This is a genomic window from Desulfopila sp. IMCC35006, from assembly GCF_005116645.1.
Taxonomy (GTDB): Bacteria; Desulfobacterota; Desulfobulbia; order Desulfobulbales; family Desulfocapsaceae; genus Desulforhopalus_A.
The window spans coordinates 220455-245906 of the sequence record NZ_SWCM01000006.1; the positions used below are offsets into that span (position 1 = coordinate 220455).

General features: G+C 52.1%; 19 protein-coding genes. 15 read left to right on the forward strand and 4 right to left on the reverse strand.

Annotation, left to right across the window (positions count from 1 at the left end):
- Positions 1–21 precede the first annotated feature (21 nt).
- The 5 genes from FCL47_RS12445 (at position 22) to FCL47_RS12465 (ending at position 14435) form a co-directional block, all read left to right on the forward strand.
- Positions 22–9231: a GH36-type glycosyl hydrolase domain-containing protein gene (locus tag FCL47_RS12445; protein WP_167496474.1), complete on the forward strand. Its 9210-nt coding sequence runs from the start codon at positions 22–24 to the stop codon at positions 9229–9231.
- A 542-nt stretch (positions 9232–9773) separates the two neighbouring features.
- Complete coding sequence (locus FCL47_RS12450; protein WP_136813829.1) at positions 9774–12641, forward strand: CheR family methyltransferase; 2868 nt, start codon at positions 9774–9776, stop codon at positions 12639–12641.
- A gap of 35 nt (positions 12642–12676) precedes the next feature.
- Positions 12677–12841, forward strand: a complete 165-nt coding sequence (locus FCL47_RS12455) for a DUF3096 domain-containing protein (protein WP_136813830.1) — start codon at positions 12677–12679, stop codon at positions 12839–12841.
- A 75-nt stretch (positions 12842–12916) separates the two neighbouring features.
- Positions 12917–14041 carry a hypothetical protein gene (locus FCL47_RS12460; protein ID WP_136813831.1) on the forward strand — a complete coding sequence of 375 codons (1125 nt, stop codon included), beginning with the start codon at positions 12917–12919 and terminating at the stop codon, positions 14039–14041.
- Positions 14042–14129: 88 nt separating this feature from the next.
- Positions 14130–14435 (forward strand): hypothetical protein, encoded by a 306-nt coding sequence (locus FCL47_RS12465; RefSeq protein WP_136813832.1) that lies wholly within the window; start codon positions 14130–14132, stop codon positions 14433–14435.
- Positions 14436–14471: 36 nt separating this feature from the next.
- Here FCL47_RS12465 and FCL47_RS12470 read toward each other — a convergent pair whose 3' ends face one another.
- From FCL47_RS12470 to FCL47_RS12480, 3 genes are read right to left on the reverse strand one after another with little or no spacing between them, the layout of a single operon-like run.
- Positions 14472–14915, reverse strand: a complete 444-nt coding sequence (locus FCL47_RS12470; protein ID WP_136813833.1) for a response regulator — start codon at positions 14913–14915, stop codon at positions 14472–14474.
- 39 nt (positions 14916–14954) lie between these two features.
- A complete protein-coding gene (locus FCL47_RS12475) occupies positions 14955–16901 on the reverse strand; it encodes an ATP-binding protein (protein WP_136813834.1) in 1947 nt (648 codons plus the stop codon).
- On the reverse strand, positions 16898–17530 hold the full coding sequence (locus FCL47_RS12480; RefSeq protein WP_136813835.1) for a response regulator: 633 nt from the start codon (positions 17528–17530) through the stop codon (positions 16898–16900). Before FCL47_RS12480 ends, FCL47_RS12475 begins: the two co-directional genes overlap by 4 nt.
- A gap of 765 nt (positions 17531–18295) precedes the next feature.
- On the opposite strand from FCL47_RS12480, the gene FCL47_RS12485 reads away from it, so the two are divergent.
- The 10 genes from FCL47_RS12485 to FCL47_RS12530 all read left to right on the forward strand — a co-directional run bounded on the left by FCL47_RS12485 (position 18296) and on the right by FCL47_RS12530 (position 23663).
- The gene (locus FCL47_RS12485) at positions 18296–18556 is read left to right on the forward strand and encodes a hypothetical protein (protein WP_136813836.1); all 261 of its coding nucleotides are present in this window, start codon (positions 18296–18298) and stop codon (positions 18554–18556) included.
- A gap of 319 nt (positions 18557–18875) precedes the next feature.
- Positions 18876–19022 carry a lmo0937 family membrane protein gene (locus FCL47_RS12490; protein WP_136813837.1) on the forward strand — a complete coding sequence of 49 codons (147 nt, stop codon included), beginning with the start codon at positions 18876–18878 and terminating at the stop codon, positions 19020–19022.
- 21 nt (positions 19023–19043) lie between these two features.
- Entirely contained in the window at positions 19044–19259 is a 216-nt protein-coding gene (locus tag FCL47_RS12495) for a hypothetical protein (protein ID WP_136813838.1), read from the forward strand.
- Positions 19260–19330: 71 nt separating this feature from the next.
- Positions 19331–19627 (forward strand): YqjD family protein, encoded by a 297-nt coding sequence (locus FCL47_RS12500; RefSeq protein ID WP_136813839.1) that lies wholly within the window; start codon positions 19331–19333, stop codon positions 19625–19627.
- 1 nt (position 19628) lies between these two features.
- A complete protein-coding gene (locus tag FCL47_RS12505; protein ID WP_136813840.1) occupies positions 19629–20018 on the forward strand; it encodes a phage holin family protein in 390 nt (129 codons plus the stop codon).
- A complete protein-coding gene (locus tag FCL47_RS12510) occupies positions 19997–20203 on the forward strand; it encodes a hypothetical protein (protein WP_136813841.1) in 207 nt (68 codons plus the stop codon). Before FCL47_RS12505 ends, FCL47_RS12510 begins: the two co-directional genes overlap by 22 nt.
- A 115-nt stretch (positions 20204–20318) precedes the next feature.
- On the forward strand, positions 20319–21584 hold the full coding sequence (locus tag FCL47_RS12515; protein WP_136813842.1) for an AI-2E family transporter: 1266 nt from the start codon (positions 20319–20321) through the stop codon (positions 21582–21584).
- Between the two features lie 105 nt (positions 21585–21689).
- The gene (locus FCL47_RS12520) at positions 21690–22076 is read left to right on the forward strand and encodes a DUF302 domain-containing protein (protein ID WP_136813843.1); all 387 of its coding nucleotides are present in this window, start codon (positions 21690–21692) and stop codon (positions 22074–22076) included.
- A gap of 23 nt (positions 22077–22099) precedes the next feature.
- Positions 22100–23218: a DUF1207 domain-containing protein gene (locus FCL47_RS12525; protein WP_136813844.1), complete on the forward strand. Its 1119-nt coding sequence runs from the start codon at positions 22100–22102 to the stop codon at positions 23216–23218.
- 106 nt (positions 23219–23324) lie between these two features.
- The gene (locus FCL47_RS12530; protein WP_136813845.1) at positions 23325–23663 is read left to right on the forward strand and encodes a putative quinol monooxygenase; all 339 of its coding nucleotides are present in this window, start codon (positions 23325–23327) and stop codon (positions 23661–23663) included.
- A 1084-nt stretch (positions 23664–24747) separates the two neighbouring features.
- On the opposite strand, the gene FCL47_RS12535 is transcribed toward FCL47_RS12530, so the two are convergent.
- Positions 24748–25452, reverse strand: a complete 705-nt coding sequence (locus FCL47_RS12535; protein WP_136813846.1) for an endonuclease/exonuclease/phosphatase family protein — start codon at positions 25450–25452, stop codon at positions 24748–24750.

Here is a 25452-nt window from a genome sequence, read left to right on the forward strand (position 1 = left end):
AAACACCAAAAAGGACAAAATTTGAGCCGCACCATAATTAGAGGTTATTATGCAAAACAGGATGAAGCTCGAAAAGCCCTTCTTGAGTTGACAAAAAAAGGATTTTCGGCCGCCGTCCTGATGCAAAAAGGCGTGAACGGCGCGACTCAGACAGTGGACCCGTTTTGCCGGCGTCGTGCTGCCAGAGCAGGTTTGGTTGCCATACTGTCCGGTGGAACTGGCACCGTTATCTGCCTTTTTCTGCACTGGTTGCAGTGGTTTACTGGCGGGGATATTTTCATTTTCCCGACAGTGATCCTGATGTGGGCAATAATCGGCGGACTAGCGGTTCTGGCCCTGTTCCGGCGAGAAAAGTTTGGCGTTACGCGCAGCATTATACGAAACCATGCCCGCTGGCTTGTGCCCGGAGAATCCGTCCTTATTCTCAACGTGCCGGTAGATCTATTACCGATCGCAATGGTATTATTGCGTGAATGCGGCGATACCCCTCCTGCACTTTTTGTCCTGCATGCCGGCCGCGAGCGCCGTTTGGAGGCTCGGGGCCAGACGGAAAAACTCTCCCCGACCCAGATTCTGGAACACGCCAGGCGCCATGCCAGCGAGCAGCAGGTGGACCAGAATCCCTGCCCTAACACCGGCTTGCTTAAACGTATCAGGCAGACTCGGCATTGGCTTCGTCAGGTATGCGTGGATCTCGCTGCGGCAAGCCGCCTGGAACAAAAAGCCACCCCGGCTGCCGATTGGATACTCGATAATGAGTACATTCTGGAGGAGAATGCCCGCGATGTGCTGCTCAACCTCCCGCGACGCTTTTTTCAGCAGTTGCCGAGCCTGGCCTCCGAGCCCTATCGGGGATTGCCCTGCATCTACGGTCTTGCCAAGAACCTTGTCGGCCATATGGATTTGCACCTGGATCGGGAGAATATTATCGCCTTTCTTGATGCCCATCAATCGGTGCGAACACTGACCATCGGAGAGCTCTGGGCAATCCCCCAGATGCTGCGTATCGCCCTTATTGAAAGTATCCAAAGCCTGGCGGTCACGGCCCTGGCTGATCTTCGCGATCGGCAGTTGGCCGACTTCTGGGCGAACCGGCTGATCGCCGCCAATCGTCATGATTCCAACCAGCTCTTTGCATTTCTCTCCGAGCTTACGGTATCAGAGACCAAGCCCAGCCCCTATTTCGGCGTGCAGATGATAGGCCTGCTCTACGATGAGGCCGCCGCCCTGTCGCCAGTCCAGAACTGGCTCGAACGCACACTGAAAACGCCCCTGCATGATCTTCACCAGCGTGAATTGAACCGCCAGACCAGGGACCAGTTGACCTGCGGCAACGCCTTCACCAGTCTGCGCCACCTTGCGCTCTTGGACTGGCGGGAGATCTTCGAAAAGCTCAACCGGGTTGAACAGATATTGCGATTCGATCCGTCCGGTAACTATCCCGGCATGGATTTCGCCACCCGCGACCGCTGCCGTGGGGCGGTTGAAGCAATCGCCCTTGCTGCAGGACAGCCCGAGGAGGAGATTGCCGCACATGTCATCAAGCTCGCCAAAGAAGCCATGGGGGCGAAAGGGGACAACGAACGCCGCAGCCACGTTGTTACCTGGCTTATCGGCGAAGGTCGGGCCGACCTGGGCCAACTGCTCTCTTTTCGCGAAGCTTACCATTACCGTTTTCTCGCATGGATCTATGCCCATCACACTACAGTATATTTCTTTACTATTGGCTTCTTCTTTACCCTGTTCCTGATGCTGGTAACCGGCTTCGCACTGCACCCCGGTCTGGGTGCGGCCGGAAGTTCCCCCGCTGCCTTTTTCGGCTTACTGTTGCTCCTGGTGATTCCCCTCAGCCAGCTGGCAATTGAGGTGGTAAATTACCTGATCACTCGTTTTCTGCCGCCCCGACCTTTAGCAAAAATGGACTTTGCCGATTCAGGGATTCCCGACAGCTGCCGCACTCTGGTGGTCGTGCCGATGATGCTGACCGACAGCGAGACGATCAGATCCGAAGTAGAGAAGCTGGAGATCCGTTATCTGGCCAATAAGGAAACAAATCTTCTCTTCAGCCTGTTTTCTGATTATATCGACGCTGACGCAGTCTCCCTTCAGGGCGACAGCCTCCTGCTAAAGGATGCAAAAGAGCATATTGAAGCTCTTAACCAGCGCCATGAGAACGGACGTTTCTTCCTGTTCCACCGCGAGCGCACCTGGAGCGAATCCGAACAGAAATATATCGGCTGGGAACGCAAACGGGGCAAACTGGAGGACCTTAACCGCTTTATTGACGGCACACGGCCCGAGAATGCACCAGTCCTGATTCATGTAGGAAACCCGGACCATTTGGCGAACGTCCGTTTCATCATCACCCTGGACAGTGATACCCAGTTGCCGCACGCGACCGCCCGCAGGATGGTCGAGACCCTGGCCCATCCACTGAATCAGCCCCGCTTCGACGATTCCGGCCGGATCGTTGCCGGTTCCTACACTATCATCCAGCCGCGGGTGAGCCCGACCCTGACCAGCACGAGTATCTCGAACTTCAGCCGTCTTTTCGCCGATGCCGTCGGGATCGACCCCTACACCGCGGCTATCTCCGATGTCTATCAGGATCTCAGCGGCGAGGGGTCGTACCAGGGCAAAGGTATCTACGATGTACGCGCCTTCAGCCGGATTCTGTCGGGACGATTCCCGGAAAACTGGATCCTGAGCCACGACCTGATCGAAGGCGCCCATGTCCGGGTGGGTCTGGCCAGCGATATCGAGCTGTTCGATGACTTTCCGCAAGGATATCAAAGCTATGCCAAGCGGGCTCATCGGTGGATTCGCGGTGACTGGCAGATTGCCGGCTGGATTTTCCCCCGCGTACCGCAGGCGGATGGCAGCCGGGGACCAAATCCGCTGTCGCCACTCAATCGCTGGAAGATTATCGACAACCTGCGCCGGAGCCTGCTGCCGGCCGCGAGCGTTCTGCTGCTGCTGGCATCCTGGCTCATTTCGCCGCGGATGGGCGCGTGTGCCGCACATGTTATCGGCATACAGCTGGTCTTCCATCCTCTTGCTCAGCCCTTCACCATGGCCACTACCATAAAAGGATTAAAATATTTTGACCTCCGACAGTTGGGCCATGACATCCTGCGGGCGATAACCGACGCCGCCCTGCTCCCGCACCAGGCGGCAGTGACCCTGGATGCCATTGCCAGGGTCGGCTACCGTCGGTTGATTTCCGGGCGCCGACTGCTGCAGTGGACAGCCCAGGCAACCATTTTGAGTGGACGCAGGCGGGGAGACGGTGCACGGAGACAGTCCCTCTTCGTAGCGGGACTCACATTCGGCAGCCTGTTCAGCATCGCCGTGACCTGTACCCTCTACTTTTTGACACCAAAAAGCCTGCTGCTTGCCGCTCCCTGGCTCGGCCTGTGGTTTTTCTCTCCACTGATCGGCTGGTTTTTGAATCTGCGTCCCGTCGAACTAAAAATCGACCGCCCTCTGCCGGAGGCGGACCACCGTCTGCTCAGACAGGTCGCCAGGCGGACCTGGCACTTCTTTTCAGCATTTGTCGGCGACAGTACTTCATGGCTGCCGCCGGACAATTACCAGGTTGCCTATCAGGATCGCCTGGCCATGCGGACAAGTCCGACCAATATCGGCCTCTGGATGGCCAGCACCATGGGTGCTTATGATTCCGGCTACCTCACCATTGACCAGGTCTTGAGCCGTTTGACCGACACCATGGCGACAATCGGCCGCCTGGACAAGTATCAAGGACATCTCCTCAACTGGTATGATTTAGAGACGCTGACCCCTTTGGAACCTCGTTATGTCTCGACCGTCGACAACGGCAACCTGCTTGGCGCCCTCTGGGCCTTGCGGCAGGGTCTCGAAGAACTGGTTCGCGATCCGCTTATTGATCGCAAATCTTTTACCGGATTAGCCGATGCCGGCGAAGTACTGAAAGAGGTAATGATCCGGAATGAGTTGGTTGATTTCAATCACCGGGCCCTTGACGCACTTCTGACAGACTGGAATGCTTCCCCGTCCTCCCTGAATGAGTTGCTGCATGACTTGGAACGAATGGCAGCCGATGTCGAAACAGTAGTTATCGCCGCGACAAACATACCATGGGCCAAAGAACTGGCTGATCAGTCGACTGCATGGCAATCCCTTGCCGAGCGCTATCTCGTCTGGACTCGTATCCTTGCCGAAAAATCGGCTGTGGAACTTGCCTTGCTGGGTGAGGCTGCCGTATTGGCCATCGACAAGGATCTCTCCCGGGCACCATCGCTCCTCGATCTGGCTCAGGGGAATAGTGATTCGATCGGGCTTCTGAGAAAAATTCGACAAAAATCTCCGGATACCTGCCCTGCCCTCACCGCCTGGCTCGACCGTGTTATTGATGCTTTTGCCACCGCGCAATGGCTGGCCGGAGAAACAATGGCGGTAGCCGAACAGTTGATGACAGACATTGACAGCCTGGCATCCGCAATGGACATGCGTTTTCTCTACGACCCCAGTCGCAAACTATTTGCTATCGGCTATAACGTTTCCACCAGCCGTCTTGATGGCTCCAGTTACGACCTGCTGGCCAGCGAGTCACGACTCGGCAGTTTCGTCGCCATTGCCCGGGGCGACGTCCCGCTGGAACACTGGTTCACCCTCAGTCGGCCTTACGGTGCAGTCGGTGGGCGGCGGGTGTTGCTCAGCTGGACCGGCACCATGTTCGAATATCTGATGCCGCTGCTCTTCCAGCACTCCTACCCCCATTCCCTGCTCGACAAGGCGGCGGGAGATGCGGTGGCGATCCAGATCGCCTACGGTCGCACTCATGGAGTGCCCTGGGGCATTTCCGAGTCCGCCTACGCCGATCTGGATCTGGACAAGACCTATCAATACAAGGCCTTTGGCGTTCCGACCCTCGGCCTGAAACGCGGCATGGAAGAACAGCCGGTCGTCGCCGCTTACGCCTCTCTGCTGGCATTGAACCAGGCGCCAGGTGCGGTATTGCGGAATATGAAACGGTTGAACAGTCTCGGTTTGCTCGGCGATTACGGCTACTTCGAAGCAATGGATTTCAGCCGCCAGCCGCAGCGCGATCATTCCAGCAAAGTCCTGAAACACGGAGTAATCGTCGAGACCTATATGGCCCACCACCAGGGCATGTCTTTCCTGGCCCTCACCAATTTCCTCCATGACAACCCGTTCCCGCGTCGATTCCACAGCGACACGCGGGTCCGTGCCTTCGAGGCACTGCTCCAGGAACGCATCCCGACCCTGCCACCGATTCACCTTATCTCGATCCGGCAAAGCGAACCTCAGCTACTGGCTGTCGACCTGGTCGCCCCGGCAGGCACCACCATTACCACCCCCCACACCAGCCTGCCCAGAGCGCTGCTGCTCAGCAATGGCCGTTACGGGCTGATGATTACCAACAACGGCGGCGGATACAGTCAGTGGGGCAGCCGAGAACTTACCCGCTGGCGATCCGATCCGACCTGCGATACCCAGGGAACTTTCTGCTATATCCATGAGGTCGACACCGATCGCCTCTGGTCGACGACCTATCATCCGGTTGGTGGCAAGGTGGACGGGTACTCGGTCGACTTTTCCCTCGACCGGGCGGTATTCAGGCGAACCGACAACTCCATTTCCTGCGAAACCGAGATCATCGTCTCCCCGGAAGATGATGTGGAAATTCGACGGATCACCCTGGTCAACCACTCCGTTCAGGCCCGCCGTCTCAACCTTACCAGCTTTGCCGAACTGGCTATGGCGCCGCATAACGCCGATCTCCAGCACCCGGCCTTCAACAAGCTCTTCATACAGACCGAGGCTGTTCCGGAGCATGACGCGCTGCTGGCCTGGCGGCGGTCAAGGGGCGAAAACGATCCACCCCTCTATGTTGCTCATTCTCTGATACTTCAAGGAAAAGAAGGCGTGAAACGGGAAGGACAGGCATGGCAGTTTGAGACCGACCGGGCTCATTTCATCGGCCGCGGCCGGACACTGGTACGGCCCATGGGGGCAATGCAGGATCTCACCGGCAGCCAGGGTTTTGTCCTCGATCCGATTCTCAGCCTGCGAAAAAACATCACTCTTGCGCCAGGCGGACGCATCCAGGTCCATCTGCTGCTCGCCGCCGGGGCAGGCCGGGAACAGGTGCTTTTGCTGCTTGATAAATATGGTGGTCCCCATGACACCGAGCGGGCCATGGATTTTGCCTGGCATTCAGCCCAACAGCAGTTACAGATGCTACGCATCCAGTCGGACGACGCCCGAAGATTCCAGCAACTGGCAAGTCACCTGCTCTTTCCCAATTCGCTGCTGCGCGCTTCCGCCAGACGACTTGCTGAAAATCACAAAGGTCAGGCCGGCTTGTGGCCGTATGGTATCTCAGGCGACCGGCCAATGGTCCTCATCACCATTAGTGAAGCACGGGAGATCGCTCTTGTCCGACAGATGCTCCAGGCGCACACCTATCTCCAGATGCATGGCTTATCATTTGATCTGATAATCCTCAACGAAGAGGCGGGAAGTTATCAACAACCGCTCCAGGAAAGACTGGAACAGCTGATTCAGAGCCATACTCTTTCATCTACGATGGAGCAGCCGGGGGCGATTTTTCTCAGAAGCCTGGCGCAAATCCCGGAGGTAGATCAGAAGCTTCTCAAGGCGGCAGCATCTGTTGTCCTGGTCGCAGCCCGCGGCCCCCTTCCCCAGCAATTGGGAGTGCCGGTGGAGATACCGGAACTGTTGGAGAGACTCACGAAAAAGCATGGCCGCCCACAGCCTTCTGCCCCGCTGCCCTTTATGGAACTGAACTATTTCAACAGCCTCGGCGGCTTTACCCCGGACGGCCGGGAATATGCGATCTATCTCGGCCCCGGCACCAGCACCCCGGCCCCCTGGGTCAACGTTATGGCCAACCCGACCTTCGGCACCATGGTCAGCGAGACGGGGTCCGGCTTCACCTGGTATGGCAACAGCCAGCGCAACCGGTTGACCGGCTGGTCAAACGACCCGGTGCTGGATCCGGCTTCCGAGGCGCTGTATATCCGCGACGAGGACAGTGGCACCTACTGGTCGCCAACCGCGACACCGATCCGCGAAGAACCCGCCTACAGGGCCAGGCATGGAGCCGGCTATACGGTCTTTGAACATAACAGCAACGGGATCGAACAGGAGCTGACCGTCTTCGTTCCGGTGGATGAGAAAGGCGGCAGCCCGGTCAAGCTCCAGCGCCTGCAGCTCATCAACGGTTCCTCAGCCAAGCGCAGGCTGTCGATTACTTATTATGTAGAGTTGACTCTCGGGGAAAACCGCGAAACCACCCAGATGCATATCTCTACCCACTGGGATGAAGAGACTTGTGCAATGCTGGTCAAAAATCACTATCATCCAGAGTATGGCGATCGGGTCACCTTTGTGGCCATCACTCCGGAGGCCGAATCATTCAGCGGCGACCGAACCGCCTTTATCGGCCGCAATCGTTCGTTGGCCATACCAATAGCCATGGAGCTGACCAAACTTTCCGGGCGGGTCGGGGCCGGGCTGGATCCCTGTGCGGCTCTCCAGGTCACCTTCACCATGGCACCGGGCGAACACCGATGTATCACCTGCATGCTGGGCCAGGCCGAATCGACTGCTCAGGCCCGGGAAATTGTACTTCGCTACCGCGAGGATCATGCCGTGGCGGACGCTCTGCAGAAGACCAAATCCTGGTGGAATGAGCTGCTCGGGACCATTGAAGTACACACCCCGGAACTGGCCGCCGACCTCCTTATCAACCGCTGGCTGCAGTACCAGTCCCTCAGCTGCCGACTCTGGGGCCGCTCCGCTTTCTATCAGTCGGGCGGTGCATTCGGTTTTCGCGATCAGCTTCAGGATGTCATGGCCTTTTGCTATGCCAGGCCCGAAATTGCGCGCGACCAGATCCTGCTGGCGGCGAGCCGGCAGTTCACTGAAGGGGATGTCCAGCACTGGTGGCATGAACCGGCCGGTGCTGGAATTCGCTCCCGTATTTCCGACGATCTGCTCTGGCTGCCCTATGTGGTCGCACACTATGTCCGTACCACCGGAGACACGGATATTCTCCTGGCGGAGATCCCCTTCCTGCAGGGTGGTTTGCTGGCAGACGACCAGCATGAACTCTTCTCCACCCCTGATATCACTCAGGAACATGCCACACTCTTTGAACACTGCCGGCGCGCTGTCAACCGCGGTCTGACGGCCGGGCCCCACGGTCTGCCATTGATGGGCACGGGAGACTGGAACGATGGCATGAATCTGGTCGGTGCCAAAGGAAAGGGAGAGAGTGTCTGGCTTGCATGGTTCCTCTGCGATTGTTTACAGGGAATGGCTGAGCTGGCAACTTTGATGCAGCAGCCGGAACTGAGTCAGGCTTATCGGGAGAAAAGATCTGTCCTCGCAGCGCAGGTCGAAAAATCCGCCTGGGACGGCGCCTGGTATCTGCGTGGCACCTTCGATGACGGCACCCCGCTCGGATCAAACAGGAATTCTGAGGCCAGGATCGATTCCCTGCCCCAATCCTGGGCATGGTTGTCAGGCGTGGCCGATCCCAAACGGGCCGGAGAGGCTATGGAATCGGCCTGGCACCATCTCGTTCATGAGGATGAAGGGCTGACGCTGCTCTTTACCCCACCTTTTGATCACTCGGAACCCTCGCCCGGCTATATCAGAGGATACCCGCCGGGAGTACGCGAAAACGGCGGCCAGTATACCCATGCCGCCCTGTGGATGGCCATGGCCATGGCCCGTCAAGGCGATGGCGAGCGCGCTGCAGGATTGCTGCGCCTGCTCAACCCGATCGAGCACACCCGCGATGCAAAGGCGGTCTGGGACTACGTTGTCGAACCCTATGTGGTCACCGCCGATGTCTACCGATTGCCCGGGCGAATCGGCCGGGGCGGATGGTCCTGGTACACCGGGTCGGCGGCATGGATGTACCGGGCCTGGATCGAAGAGGTTCTTGGTCTCAAGGTACGGGGGAATCGTATGGAAATTGACCCGGTTATCCCGGCGACCTGGCCTCGCTTCAGCCTCAATTACCGGCATGATGAGACAACCTATGCGATCGAGGTGGAAAATCCTTCCGGTTGTGAGCGCGGCGTAATCTGGGTGGAGATGGATGGAAGACGCGTGGTCGATGAGGTTATCCTGCTGGAACGGGAACTGGTCAAACATCGGGTCATCGTTATGATGGGGCAATCGACCTGACCCGTGGAAGCTGCCATCGATCTTCCAAAAACTTACAGACTTTCCGCATAGCGTTCGCCTACTGCTAGCCAGCAGCCTGGCCACGCACCAGGTCGTCAGGCCGCAGGGGACGCATCGCCTGGAAAACCATGGCAAGCAGGGCAACTACCTTGAACAAATGGTTCCGGATCACATCACTCCAACAACGACGTCTTGAGTTCCGGAATTTATGTGCAAGATTTAAATGATAACCACTTTTACTGTGTCATCTGATCGATATCGTCTCCCTGTCATTCAGGTCATATATGACCACTTGGGCATATATGACCTGACCTTCTGGATCAGGTTGCAACTGTCTCTTCCGTCAAATTCATAAATATTGTCGAAAAATAAAGAAGATAGATGACACAGCCGAGTACTTTGACACCTGGCATAAGGATTGCTTTGTAAAGAGAAGAGAGCGCCCCCTCCAACTGTGACGGTCTGCATCGGCAAACAAATAAGCAGTGGATAGTATAATTCCCGGGGAATTTCATGGCCATTAAGGGAAAAAAACTTAAAAAATGAACACCACAGAGTCGTCCTCAAAATCGATACGATTATTGCCGCCCAAGCAATCCGGCGGTGCTGCAGCCTCGGAGAAAGAGATAACGCAAGCGAACGTCGAATCGGTGAAACAATTCCCCATCGTCGGCATCGGTGCCTCAGCCGGTGGACTGGCAGCCTTTGAGGCCTTCTTCTCGGGTATGCCAGCGGTAACCGATCCCAACATGGCCTTTGTCCTGGTACAGCATTTAGCCCCGGACCATAAAAGCATCCTTACCGGTCTCATCCAGCGCTATACCCGCATGCAGGTCTCCGAGGTCAAGGATGGGATGGAGGTGCATCCGAACTGTGCCTATATCATCCCGCCGGGTAAGGACATGGCCTTTCTGAACGGCACCCTTCGATTACTCGAACCTTCCGCGCCTCGCGGTCAGCGACTGCCTATCGATTTTTTCTTCAGATCGCTGGCCAGGGATCAGCGGGAAAGGGCCATATGTATTGTCCTTTCCGGCACCGGCAGCGACGGCACCCTGGGCATTCGGGCAATTAAAGGCGAGGGTGGCATGGCCATGGCACAATCCCCCAACACCACCGAATATGACGGCATGCCGAAGAGTGCCATCGCCACAGGTCTGATTGACTATGAGCTGCCGCCGGTTGAGATGGCTGTTCAGCTCATGGCCTATGCAGCGCACGCCTTCACCGGGCCGGCCAAACGATCTCCGCCTGCATCGACAGAGGATGCAAACACCAGGCAAACGATATTCAATGTGCTGCGCAAGGTGACCGGACACGATTTCTCCCAATACAAACAAAGTACGATTAATCGCCGCCTTGAAAGACGGCTGGCCGTCCACCAGATCGAAACGATGGATGACTACGCCAGGTATCTGCAGCAGACTCCCGCCGAGGTGGAAGCACTCTTCTCCGACCTGTTAATCGGCGTGACCAGTTTCTTCCGCGATTCTTTACCGTTCAAGTCTCTTGAAAAAAAAATCATCCCCAAACTCTTTGCCGACCGATCCGTAAGCGACACCGTCCGGGTCTGGTCACTGGGCTGCTCGACCGGCGAAGAGACCTACTCCCTGGCCATTCTGCTGCAGGAGCATCTGAATACACTCAGGCAGAGCTACACGGTGCAGATTTTCGCCACCGATATCGACAGCAGGGCAATCGCCACGGCCCGTGCCGGCCTCTATCCGGCCAGCATCGCCGCGGATGTCTCCCCTGATCGGTTGGCTCGTTATTTTTCCATCGAACCCGATAATACCACTTACCGCATCCACAAAGGCATACGGGATATGGTGATCTTTTCCGAGCAGGATGTCATCAAGGATCCACCGTTTTCAAAGCTCGACCTCATCAGCTGCCGCAACCTCCTTATTTACATGAGTTCCAACCTGCAAAAAAAAATCATCCCCCTTTTTCATTATGCACTCAAACCGGGCGGTTTTCTTTTCCTGGGTTCTTCGGAAACTGCAGGGGATTGTGGCGATATGTTTGCCGTATTTGATAAAAAAGCCAAATTCTATCGCCGCAGACAGGTGATAACCAGCGCTTATCGAGCTCCCCTGGGCCACAATTTTCCCACCAGGGCGGTTGAAGATAGTATCCAGCCACAACCGGCCTGGAAGAAATATGGTATCGGTAAGATGTCTTTGCGCGAGCTGACCGAGCAGGCACTGCTGCAGCAGGTAGCCCCCACCGGGGCACTTGTCAACGGTCGCGGCGATATCCTCTATCTCCATGGACGCACCGGGATGTACCTGGAACCACCCCCGGGGAAGACCGCCGTCAATAATATCCTGGAGATGGCTCGCGATGGGCTGCAGCACGAATTGGCTTCGGCTCTGCACAATACATCGACAACACAGGAGATTTCATATCGCACCGGTTTACGGGTCAAAAGCCATGATGCTTTCATGACGGTCAATCTGACCGTCAGCCCGATGATTACCGGTCCGACAACGTCAACCGAGGTCCCTCTCTATCTGGTTATTCTCGAGGAAGTGGTCCCGGCGGAAGACGACACGTTTACCGACGCTGAGAGATCCACCCCTTCAGCGGAACTCGATGCAAGCGTGTATATTGCCTCGCTCAGGCATGAACTGCGAGCCAAGGAACAATTCCTGCAAACAGCCAACGAAGAGCTTAAATCCTCCATTGAGGAAATGCAATCAATCAACGAAGAACTGCAGTCCGCCAATGAAGAACTGGAGACCTCCAAGGAAGAACTCCAGTCGACCAACGAGGAACTCGCCACCGTCAATGCCGAACTGCAGAGCAATGTCGCGGATCTGACCAGAGCGAACAACGACATGAATAATATGGTGGCCGGCACCGGCATCGGTACGGTCTTTGTCGATCACCTCATGCGCATCCTCCGTTTTACCCCTGACATTACCCGGATCATCAACCTGATTAAGACCGATGTGGGGCGGCCCATCGGCCATATTGTCTGTAATTTGACAGGATATGACTACTTTGCCGCTGATGTACAGGCCGTGCTGGATAACCTGGTTCCCAAGGAGAAAGATGTGCAGACAGTCGAGGGACTCTGGTACACCATGCGCATTCACCCCTACCGCACCATCGACAATGTGATCGAAGGGGCGGTGATCAGCTTTTTCGACATCACCGAACGTAAACGGGTGGAAGATGCCCTGCAAAAAGCCTTTGATGAAATCCGCACCCTGCGGGGCATCATCCCGATCTGCGCAAAATGCAAACAGATCCGTGACGACAAGGGCTTCTGGAGCCAGGTGGAAGTCTATATCCGGGACCACACCGAAGCCGAGTTCAGCCATGGCATCTGTCCGGAATGTGCGAAGGAACTTTACCCCGATTATGACCTGGAACCCGGTGGTACAGGTGACCCGTCATAAACGTACACGCTCAAAACATTTCCAGGGAGGAAAACATGAACATAAACAATTTGCATCTGAGCCTCACGCCGCTGGTCTCACTGATCGCCGGCATTCTCATTCTGGTCGCGCCTCGACTGCTGAACTACATCGTTGCCATATATTTGATTGTTATCGGCCTGATCGGCCTGATCGGCGGCAGCAACTTTCATATGCGGTAATGGCAGGAGTCTCAGAGTGGATTTTTTGGGGTACCTTTTATCGTAATTTACATTTTTCCCGTTAAGGTTGAAATCATGAACTCTTTTGACACGCTACTCTTTCCGGATACCAATGTTTTCATTGAGAAATTCTATTCGCTGTTGTTATTTTTCACCCCCCTGCACTTTATGCAGGTGGTCGAACATGGCCCCGGCTCTGACACCAATTCCGACGCCGAGCTTTTCCTGAAACGTGGTTTGTGCCGGGCTCATGTTCCTGCTCCTCTTGGCGACAATCGTGAACACTTTTTACGGTTGATCCATGATGTCAGTGAAAAAAAAGAATATCTGGTTGCCCAGCTGAGCGGACTGACTACAGACTCAAGTCCTGCTCAGGCAGGCAGAGAACAACTTGATCCCAAGCATGGAATCGTTTCTTCTCTGCTTCAGGAATATGGTATGGAACACGTTACGACCACGATGGATCTGCAACTATGGCAGGCTCGATTGGTCCTTGCCATAGCAGAGATACTCGACAGCAACCAAGAGGATCTGCGGGAGCAGCTTTTTTTCTTCAACGAGGATGAAATCGCCGCGTATCGTTCCCTGCAGGGAGAAACAGATTCGAACGAGGAAGATCTCTTCAGCGAGTTGGAAAACATCAAGGCACGACTGGAAAAATCTCGATTAGGGGGCATTAAAAAACGCTTTGATGCCTGGGTTCAACTCTTGCAAAACCAGCCTGTCCCGTCGGTAAAAGTCTGGCTGGCTTCAACACGTGACAGTGCAGATCAAATTTTCAACAGGTATGAATCTATCGGCAAGGCTCACGCCGTGCCCTTGCTCAAGCTTGCCCTTCCGGCACAGATTGCGGCAAGTGGCCAATACATGGTGGAGCAGATAGATGCGTTCCAACTTGCAACAATGCCCATTCACCGAGGGCTTGTCGCAGATTTTGAGCGAATCGCAAGGACCGTCCCGTACGTGCATGATGCACACAAGTCCCTCCTTCCTTATGGAACTGATTGGGCCGATCAATGGGAACGCGCGCTGGATGATTTTTTTCCTGCATCTAGCAACGGGAGAAATGATATCACGTTCTATCTGCTGCCGGATCAGCGGATTGACCGCCTCCTGTCTCTGAAGGAATCATCAGGTGGTGCACATGGAGACGCTGTGCATGGGTTGCTTGCAATCCTTGATACTCCGCAGACCTTGTAACACAACTCATTTATGGAGTTGTCAATTCTTGTGGTAGTTGCGGACAGCTTCACGTTAGAAAGAACTCTGAAGGGGGAAAAAAAATCAAATGAAAATCTCAGACTGGCTTGATGAGAAGGAAGCAGAGAACATAGATGTATCGCAAATGACCCTGCCGACCAACATGGCTTATGATGAAGACCCGGATGAAACTATTTTCTTCAAGGAAGAAAATCCCTGCGGCCTGTTCTGTACCGAAAATCATCCCTTTGCGACGGTGGAACGCTTTGGACACTGGTATTTCGCCAGAGGCCAGGACAAGAAAGCAGGAATTCATTCGTCCGAGATGATGTGGCGGTTATTCACCAAGGATAAGAATATTGCTCTGCAAACGGCAAAAGCGCACATAGAATAAACAGGAAACATACCCGAAGCTTTTGGTACCCTTCAGTTAAGGCAGCTCGACCATCTCAAGCCAGTATTGCCCCAACAGCCGCATTGCCTTGACCAGTCCTTCATAGGTAATTGGCTTAACAATGTACGAATTTGCACCTATTTCATAACATCGGGAGATATCCTCCTTGGCATCCGAGGTGGTCATCACCACCACCGGGATCCTGCGAAGATCAACATGGGCCAGAATCTCTTGCAGTGCCTCTCTGCCGTCTTTTCTCGGCATGTTGAGGTCGAGCAGGATGAGAGAAGGGAGAGGCGCTTCTTCCCTTGACGAGTATTTGCCCTCAAGAAGCAGATATTCCATAAGTTCTTCCCCATCTTTCACACGGTACACGGGGTTTGATATCCGCGCCTCCTGGAAAGCCTCTACGGTCAGCATGTAATCCTCATCGTCATCATCAGCCATAAGTATCGTCAACGGCTTGTTTTGTTTGCGCATGGTAAGACCTCCTTTTGAACTTTTTGCAAGATAATAGAGCTACACTTTCTCTGTCGTCGGCAGCGTAATGATAAATGTACTTCCGGTACCGGGCCGGCTTTTAGCGGTGATTGTCCCTCCGTGTCTCTGGACAATTTTCTGGCTGATGGCCAGGCCAATGCCGGTACCTTCATATTCATCCCGCGTGTGCAGACGTTGAAACGGGATAAATATGCGGTCAAGATATTTTTCGTTGAAGCCGATGCCGTTGTCCGTAATCTTGATCTCAGTAAGACTACCGGCAGGTGTCCGGCCTGAAATGACTATTTTTGGGGGGAGATCTGGTTGATGATACTTTAAGGCGTTCGCCAGGAGGTTTTGGATGAGCTGCTGCAGCTGAAACCGGTCACCGTGCACTGCCGGCAGTTTTCCTTCTATTTCGATCTGCCCGCCGGTCTCGGCAATACGGTGTTCAAGGATCGCTATTGTCTCCTCAATCAGTTTTTCAAAGCTCACAATCTCAAACGGATTGGGCTGGGTCGAGACTCGCGAGTAATTGAGCAGATCTTCGATCAGTTGTTTCATCCGGCTGGCGGCAGATTGCATCCGTTTCAGGTAATCTTTGCTTTTTTCATCCAGTGTCTCACCAGCATGAGCCACCAGGCGATCGCCAAAGGCGGTTATTTTTCGAAGCGGCTCCTGCAGGTCGTGGGAGGCAATATAGGAGAACTGCTGGAGTTCCCGGTTGCTGGCCTCCAGTTTTCTCGTCCTCAGAGCGAGCTCTTTTTCGAAATTATCAATGGCATTCTGCTGTTTTTCGACAAAGGAATTTAAAGTTTGATGTAAAATGATAAATTCAACCGCACCCTTGTCTTCAGGCAGGCGTACGGAGAGATCGCCCGTCTCCATTCTTTTTGCAGTTTTTATCAGACGAGTCAGGGGAGAAATGATTTCTCTCAGTGAGATCCATAAAATAAAGCCTATGGAAAAGAAAATAATAACCAGGCCGACCAGGACCATTCTCTTTTGTATTTTGTAAACATCGCGTAAGGCGATCGCCTCCGGTATTTCGTAAACCAAAGACCAAAAGCGTTTTCTATTGCCGGGGTCAAAGAAAATTTTTTGAAATCCCCAGATATGTTTGAATTCTCCGTGATAACTGATGTCGGATTCGGTTGCCAGCATCTCCTCGGAGATCATGGGGTACTCATTATTAAGCGTATATTTGAAGCCAAGGTCAAAGCCAAATTCCTTCGTCTGATCAGGATGGACAAGAAAATCCCCATCCTGGTTAATAAGATATTTTTTCGCATCTGGTGCGGCAGTATCGATATTCGAGAATAGCCATCGTGCTGCAAGGCTCATGACGATCAGGCCGCGGGCGGTATTCCTTTCATCATATACCGGAGTGGCTATTTGCAAGCTCGCCAGGTGCGGGCGCATAATTTTCCCGTCAACCCGGTTTAATCTGACATTTGAAAAATATACTTCGCCTTCCCGGAGCCGTATGGCCTCGGCAACGTAGGGATACTCCGTTTTTTTCCGCAGCTGGTCCCGTGGAGTGACTTTTACTGTGCCTGCAGCCAGGGTAACCTTGGCGAGTTCGCTGCCTTGTTCGTTAAGATAGCAGAGCTGGTTGTATTGAACTTGCTTGCTGCTGAGAAACGCTGCAAATATCTCTTCCGTGCGGGTATACCAGTATGCAATCCTGACCCCTGTCTGTTTGTCGATCCCGCCATTGTCCTCTGCTCTGATGATTCCCCGCACTGGTGGGACTTCCCGCAGAATTATCAACTCCGCTTTCTCGTCCGCCATCTTATTTTCGATGCGCAGGGCGTCGTTTGTCATCTTCTCTTTGGACAAACTGAGAGTCTTTCGGATGGCAAGACTCGATCCGTAGAAATAGTTAGTGGCGCCCATGGCTACCAGAGCAAGCAGGATGAGAAGGCCGAGAATGCCCACTGTCCTAGTCTTCAGACTGATGCTGGAGAGATTGGCTTTAATCATTCCGATGCATTAGCATAAAGTTCTGGATAAAGTTCTTTGGAACACTCCTCGCAGATGCCGTGGCTGAATTCGACATCGGAATGATTCATTATATACAACTCGATTTGCTGCCAGTAGCCCTTGTCGTCCCTGATCTTCTTACACGAACAGCAGATGGGCAGAAATCCTGACAATAATTTTACCCTTTCGAGAGCATCTTCAAGTTCCTGCCTGAGTTTTTCCCTCTCGACCATCATTTTTTTTCGCTCGATAGCATAGAGGATGGAGCGAACCAGCAAACTGCCGGTTACCTCTTCCTTAAAAAGATAATCCTGGGCGCCAGCGCGCAGCGCTTCGGTACCGATTTCCTGGTCTGCAAGATCGGTAAGGACGATCACAGGCAATCTCCTCCCTACCTCAGGCAGCAGGAGCTCAAGAGTGCCAAGCCCCCGACTTTCCGGCAAACCAAGGTCGGAAAGCACGATGTCAATCCCGCCTTCTCTGATTCGTACAATTCCTGCGGTTAAGCTGGCCACATGTTCTATACCGATGGTCCCGGTCTTCTCATCGGAGATCATCTCCATGAAAAGTAAGGCATCGTCAGTATCATCCTCGATTAAAAGAATATGTATGTCTTCTTTATTTTTCATTTAAATGCCCTCTCCGCGCTATTTGTATAGCCTCGAGCTGAGTTTATTGGTTCTGGATTATTCGCAATGGATATTTTCAAATCAGATCATAGAAATAAACAGGATTTAATCCAGCCAACCATATATCCAAGTGAGTACATTTCAGGATGATGGCCAACACGGTTGGGCTGCGTTGGCCGGTCTTTATTCTCGTCATGTTGATTTGTTTCCTTTGGATAAAGTTTTTCCTTCTAATCGTGCTGACGTGACATAATATAGCAAGCTTTGTGCCAGCTCCTTTGTATTTACCTCGACATTACTCATCACATTGATTTTACGTCTATTTATCAGGACGAGCATGGATACTGGAGCCACTGGCAGCTCTTTTAAAACGGTCACATGTAACCGATGGTCGTATATGACCTCAATTCAATAACCGTCAACGCCTTCCCCTTCTGGTTTTTTAAAATATATTTAATAATAAATATAAATAGTTATGAAATATCCTTCAATTTGATAATGCCTGGAACAGGGATTGCTCTATAAAGAGTAGCGCCAATAAAAATAACCTTCAAAACTCCTTTCGTTCAGGGACCTCACTACCGCTATCTTTACTCCGGTATAGTATGAGCCTGACACAGGATAAAGAGATTCAAAAGTCATGAAACATAACTCTTATCTGGAAAAACCCGCCGAACCATCGTGGCTTGTCAATGTCGACAAGAGTCATGTTGGCAATACGGTTCTCTTGGTGGAGGTTTTTTCCATATCCCTGGCATGACAGAGATGGAGGAAATAACCGAGGTGGAGGTCATAACCATGACAGGGGCGGATATGGCCATGACAGAAGATAATTACCGCAAATTTGAGCAGATACTCAACACACCGGACATACGGAGTTGGGCTAAGCGTAACGGCCTCGTTTACGGATCGACACGCATACAAGATTTCAAGGATAAGGATATGAGGATCGTATCCTGCAACTTAATCACTCCGCTTGACAGCCCCAAACAAATGGCAGGCACATATTTATTGCTCCAGCAGTGAAACTGGGGAAAGTCAAGGTAGCACATAAAGGTCATATTTGACCATCGGTTGCATATGACCACCTTGGTGTAATCACCAGTTGTATCTAAAAATAGTATCTATTGGAATTTTATAATATAATATCAGCACATTAAACAGCTCACTTCAATGTGCAACAGGCTGGCACGATAATTGATATATAGAAACAAAGAAGGCGACACCGCTCTTCCTGCTGACTGTCTTATCGCTGCCATTTAACCAGGCCCAGTTCACGTGGTCTGGTGCCGACCGTTTCGGGGCTTGATCAGCATAATACTTCATTTCTAAAAGGAGAACTCACATGCTCGGAACAATTGCAATCATCCTCATTGTCCTCTGGCTTCTTGGTCTTGTCTCTTCATATACCATGGGAGGGTTTATCCATCTTCTTCTGGTTCTTGCGATCATCATGGTTCTCGTTCGGGTCATTCAGGGCCGTCGTATCTAAAACCCGTTCCCGGTAAATTCATTGATAACAACTAAGGCTTCCACCGCCGACGCGCGTATCAAATATAGCCAACAGATCGAAACGCTGGAACGGGAGGTTTCAGCCATCAGGAGCAAGGTGAAAGAGATGGCTGCGGCTGGCGACGACTCCTGGAAGCAGATGAAGTACGGTGTAGAGCATGGGTGGAGTGCACTAAGCACTGCTATTCAAGATGCCGTCACCAAATATAAGGAATAAGAGTTTTGTGCTCCTGCCGGACAAAACCAGCGCAACAAGCAGAAACAATAACCTCAAGGAGAGTATCCACCATGAAAAAATCGCAAGATAATACCCAAAAAATGAGTGAAGAAATGCAGCATCTTATTGACCATGCCCGAGCCCTCGTAGATGCCACGTCCGGAGAGCTTGACGATCGGATCAAATCAGCCAGAGAGGCATTGAAAGAACGCCTGGACTCCAGCAAAAGTGGGTACGGCGATCTTGAAAAGCAGGTTATGAGTAAAGTCACGGAGGCTGACGAGTTTATTCATGTAAAACCATACTATGCCATCGGTGGAACATTCATCGGTGGCCTGCTGCTGGGCTGGTTCATGTCAAGGAAATAACATGAGCAGACTTCCACGAATCATCTCCAGGTTTACCGGGGCTGCCGGGCGATTCAGTGAATTAGCCGGCCAAATCCTCGAAGATCGCCTGGAACTGCTTGCTCTGGAACTGCGCGAAGCTAAAATACGACTGATCCAGGCATGGCTCCTGGCCTGTATGGGGATGGTCTTTTCCATGGTTGGCCTCCTGCTGGTGGTTCTGGCCGGGGTGTACATCTTGCCGCCCGAATGGAAAATTTACGGACTCTTAGCCGCAGCTGCTGCCAGCCTGCTGGCGGGAGTATTTCTCTTTATTGCCGTCAGCCGACACCTGGGACAAAAACCGCTGGCTTTTGACCAGAGCCTTGCGGAATTGAAAAAGGACATGAAATGTTTCTCAATCAGGAAATGAAAAAAATCCAGGAGGCCAAGAACCGCATGGCCATATGTTGTGACCTGCGTCGTCAACTGGTTCATGTCGAGGTCCATGGTATCCGGAGCGGTATGTTCAATACGGGTTCAAACCTTACCCTGGGACTGACTCTCATTGAGCAGATTCTCGGATTTATACGCGAGCGCAAAGGCACACACAGCTAGTGTCGCCCCGGCCAACAGCCGGTGAGATTACTACAACAGTTCACGACAAGGGAGGTGCTGAAAAATTGCCCTTTCTCAAGGTTAGAATTTAAGTAAATCTTCAACAGAAAGTGTTATGCCAAACAAACCCACTGTAGAGCCAAAGCCATGTTCGATTTCTTTCTATATCGTGCTTGGTGCTGCTCTTCTTGCCTTCATTCGAACATTCGCACTTCTCTCGCCCATTTTATTGTCCCTTGTGCTTGTTCTGTTGATATCTCTTGCAGTCAATCCGGTGATAACCTGGATGAGGGCCAGAAAAGGCGGAAGAGAAATACCGACTGGACTGCTCACGGTGGGATCGATAGTGGTGATCGGTTTGACATTCTGGGCATTCTTCGGTCCCATGAAGGCCTCGGTGGTTACCATCTCGGAAACCTTGCCCGGATACTGGGAACGTCTCCAGAAACCCCTGATCAAAATTGAGCAGCAATCGGTAATTTTCGAGGAGAAACTCCAGGCGGAAGTCAGTACTGAAATTGCTGAGGACAGTTCCGTGTCGGGAAATCAGCTAGTAGCGCCACTCAAGAAAAAAGCGACTCAAGCTGCTTCTCCCAAAACGGCGGATACGCTTCGCACCAGTTTGAGCAAGATGATCAGAGATGCACTGGGCAGCTTCACGGCAGTAGCATTCAACGGAGCGCAGATACTGGTTGTTCTGGTAACGGTCTTTTTTGGGGTGATCTTTATGCTCATGAATCCCCGCCCGATCCTTGGTACAATAATTGCCCTTTTCCCTGAGTGCCACCATGATCAGGTGGTGACTATCCTGCAGCGTATCGGAAAATTTGTTCCGATGTGGGCCGGCGCGACTCTGCTGGGTATGATGTCCATAGGCATGCTGGTTTTCATGCTGATGTGGCCGATCTTTGGTTTCATGGATGCACTGGTCCTTGGGCTGGTCGCTTTTGTTCTGGAAGCGATTCCCTTTCTGGGTCCGATACTCAGTGCCGTGCCGGCGCTTTTACTGGCTGTCGGCCAAGGCGGGCTGACTCCGCTGTGGGTCGTGCTTGTCTATATCGCCGTTCAAGTCTTCGAGAACAATGTGATCATCCCTTACATTATGGCGCGGCGCCTGAAATTACATCCACTGGCAGTAGTCTTTTCCATGCTCCTCAGCATCGCCGCTTTCGGCGTATTGGGGGTTTTAATTGCGGCCCCCATGGTTGCTGTCGTGACTATCCTGCACGACGAGCTTTATCGGAAGCGTTTTCTTCCCACAACAACAGACGCCGAACTGGATCATCTGGCAGGAATCGCTTTGCACGAGAAACAGTCCTTAAGCACATCGCCGTTGGCAACAAACGGTATACCGCTCCACCAACAAGACGAAAAGCTGTGAAATCGTCAACGCGACCGTAGGAATATAGCAGTGGAGGAAAAAATAGCCTGCCCATGACAGTGCACCGTCGTAAACTGTTCAAATTTAATGAAGGAAAGAAAAATTATGCTGATCAAATTATCCACTGACAAAAATGTGAGTGAAGTGGCAGCCGCCTTACAGATTGCCGTCCCGGCCAATCATTTTGGGATCATGCAGGTCCACAATCTCCAGGAAACCATGACCAGGAAAGGCGTCGAGTTCACCCGGGAATGCCAAATCTTCGAGGTCTGCCAACCGCAACAGGCGAAAAAGGTTCTTGAACAGAATATGAGCATTTCCACCGCCCTGCCCTGTCGGATCTCCCTCTACCGGGAAGATGGCAAAACCATTCTGGCCACCTTGAAGCCTACCACCCTTCTGGCGATGTTCAACTCGCCGCAATTGGCCGGGGCAGCACAGGAAGTAGAGGACACAATAATAAAAATCATGCAGGAAGCGATATCGGCTTGAGCGGTTGTCAAAAGGAGAATTACATGAGAGCAACCACTCTGCTTGCCATCGCCCTGATTACTCTGGGGATAGCGGGAGTCGGCTCCCCATCCCCCACCATGGCCGCCATAGACAGGACCGATGATGCGTTTCTCGCTGGGTATATTGCCTCGGTCCTTGAACGTGACCTGCATTGGCAACGAGACAGCTATCATTTACAAATAGTAAAAGGGGTTGCCACGATTACTCTTTTTCAGGAGGACCCCGTACGCGAGGAAGAGGCAAACAGACAGCTGCTGGAAATAGACGGCCTGCAGAGAATGTCCATTGTGGTGCAGCCGGAGCCTGCTACCGGGGTCAATCCGGCGGCACCGGTCACGTTTATGGGAATAACCGGGGAAGGGGAAAACTTTCCAACAGGTGACTTGTTCCAGCCACTCATCGCCGACCCAAAGCAGCCGCAGTTCTACGTGAGTATCAACCGTTTCAAATCTCTGGGATTGCGAAATACCATGGCCTTTGTCGGCTTTGGAGAGACCTTCGGGCTATATAGGTTCTTCGGCGGGAAGGAGGGAGATGGCCTGCAATTCAGTCTGGAAGCAGGCCTGTTCGGCCAATTCAATCTTGATACCCCTTCCGCCAATCTGATCAACGCAGACTATACTATCGGTCTTCCAATCACCTATCGGTATGGCGACAACTCCCTTCGGTACCGCATATATCACCAGAGTTCCCACCTGGGGGATGAACTTCTTCTCGGCGATAATCCCCCGGAGAGAATCAATCTCAGTTATGAGGCCCTTGAGTTGATCTATGCAAGAGAATGGCGGAATTGGCGGGCGTACGGCGGCGGTGAGTATCTGGTGCACAAGGAACCTTCCGACCTCAAGCCGGCAAGCGGCCACTGGGGAATCGAGTATCAAGGCAGCCAGACGCTTTTCTGGAACGGCAGACCGATCGGTGGGGTCGACATGAAGAGCCTGGAAGAACATGACTGGGACATCGATACCAGTATTAAGGTCGGACTCGAATTCGGTCACCCCAATCCGGGTCAGCGCCGCCTGCGCCTGATGATCGAATGGTACGATGGATTTGATCCTTATGGTCAGTTTTACAATAACAAAGTTGATTTTTTGGGCCTTGGCGTGTCTCTGGGATTCTGATTGAAAAATGGCCAAATACAATCAACGCTCAGATATGACTCTTGGACTTGTAATTGGTATTGATCACGGAGTTGAAAATAATTATATAACATATCAGGAGAGGAGAATGATGTTTACACTCAGAACATACATGTCCGTTCTTCCTGCGAAGCAAAAAGAGGTCCTCCTGACACTCCTTTCCTTACTTCAGCAGGCCGAAAAGAAGCAAGGGTGTGTGAGCTATGCTATCTTCTCTGATATCGAAGACGAAAATGTTTTCAACTTGATATCAGAATGGGAAACTCGTCAGTGTCTCGACCAACATTTGAGGTCCAACCACTTCAGTATTTTGCTTGGCACCAAAAGTCTTTTGTCAGCACCATTGAAGATTCGAATCCTGGCTGATTCAGATTCAGAAGGGAGCGAGGCGCTTCATGACTTGAGAAATATTCCGTGCGACAAATAGTATGAAAATGAAGCTGTGCAACGCTTAGCTTTTCCCTTTCTCCGAAAGTTATAAATACCCATTGGTTTTTTCTGCCTCCCGGCGGAATATTCGTCCATAAGGCCGCCAGGCCAAATCAACTCCGCACGGTCAAACACATCCATTGGTTATATTTAACCACATTAATCAGAATTATCTCTTCAAAATTCGTTTTCACCATATCTTAATTATTTATCTGAATTCAGAGAGTTGTATGAAAAAAATTGAATATCAATGACAGGGCACGAAGATTGCAAACCTTAAACGATAGAAGAGGATTTCGTCCACCCTTTCTCTATTGCAAACATGTGAAGGATGAAGCGACCACTACATCGCTTACGCGTAAGAGAATTATTTTCATGTCCTGGCAGATTTGCTATTTTTTTAACCCCGTTAGGAGGTACCATATGCAATTAACAAAAGAAGCACTCAAGGCTGCAATTCTTGAGAAAGCACATACGTCATCGAAAGCACAATTGTACATTAAAGACTGTGATTACCACTAAAGTTCAGCTTAGAAGGTCCAGCGGGTTTACGAGGTCCCCTTTGCACGGGTGTTCCGTAGCCTGGATGGCTGCGGGCAAGCCCCCAGGGATGGGTTTATGGCGTCCCGTGAAAAGGGCACCTCATATCCCCATATAGCTGAGGTTTAGTGAATGACAACCGAAAATTGACCACCTGTGATTACTGAATGAAACAGCAGTTCCCCACCTTCTTTGGAAAACGGGATGTAGCCCAGCTCGTCAAGTTACGTGGAGCTCCACATAACTTGACTTATGTTGAGTGTTCATTTATGTGGAGAGCCTGTTGGCTTGGCTCTCCGCTGAAGTTTCCTCCGGCATATCTCTTCACATTAATAAGTGCGCTATCCAGCACTTTATAGTGATTCCAGCCATTCCAGAAGATCAGGATTCTGTTTCCATTTCCCCAGAGATGGAATGCCATCAGTCAATGGCTTTGCCTTTTCAACGGCCTGACGCTTCATTTCAAGATCCATAATGGTGTATTTATTGGTTGTGTTTACATTGGAATGCCCCAACGTCAGAGCAAGTAAAAACTATTTCAATTAAAACCTGATTTTTGCTACAAGTGGCAAATGGTCGGAGGCTACTCTGGACCGACTATTTTTGAATACAGAAATTGTTTCGATGAATCCGTTTGCATTAACCCAGATTCTATCCAGAGAAATCAGGGGGTGGCGAGAGGGGAAAGTCGGCAATGCAGCCGTTTTTTCCAACGTGCTGTCCAGTAGATGCATGTTGCGCCCCCACCTATTCCACTCATTAAAATCCCCTGCAACTAAGCAGCAATGCTCTGACTCTTTCTCTACCTGCCTGATGAGTTCCCTTATCTGAAATTTCCTCTCAAAATGCTTCAATCCCAGGTGGGTAGCAAACACAACCAGTGCCTTACCTTCATAGGCAAAACGAACCTTTAAAATACCTCTGGGCTCTCTATCGAGCACGCTGATGTCGATCCGCTCGACTTTTTGCGGCTGAATTCTGCAGAGGAGTGCATTGCCGTAATGTCCATCCCCCTCCAGCATCGTCAAACCAGGTATTGGTTGTAATGCGGTTTTCTTTGCCAGATCTCCAAGCATGCCTCCGCTTTCGTCTCCAAGCGAAACAACTTCCTGCAGGGCAACTATATCTGCATCAATTTGCTGTAGAATGTTTGCAATTCTTGCTGAATCAACTTTCCCATCCGTCCCGATGCACCGGTGAATGTTATATGTCGCCACAGTTAAAAATTTCAGATAACTATCCGACAT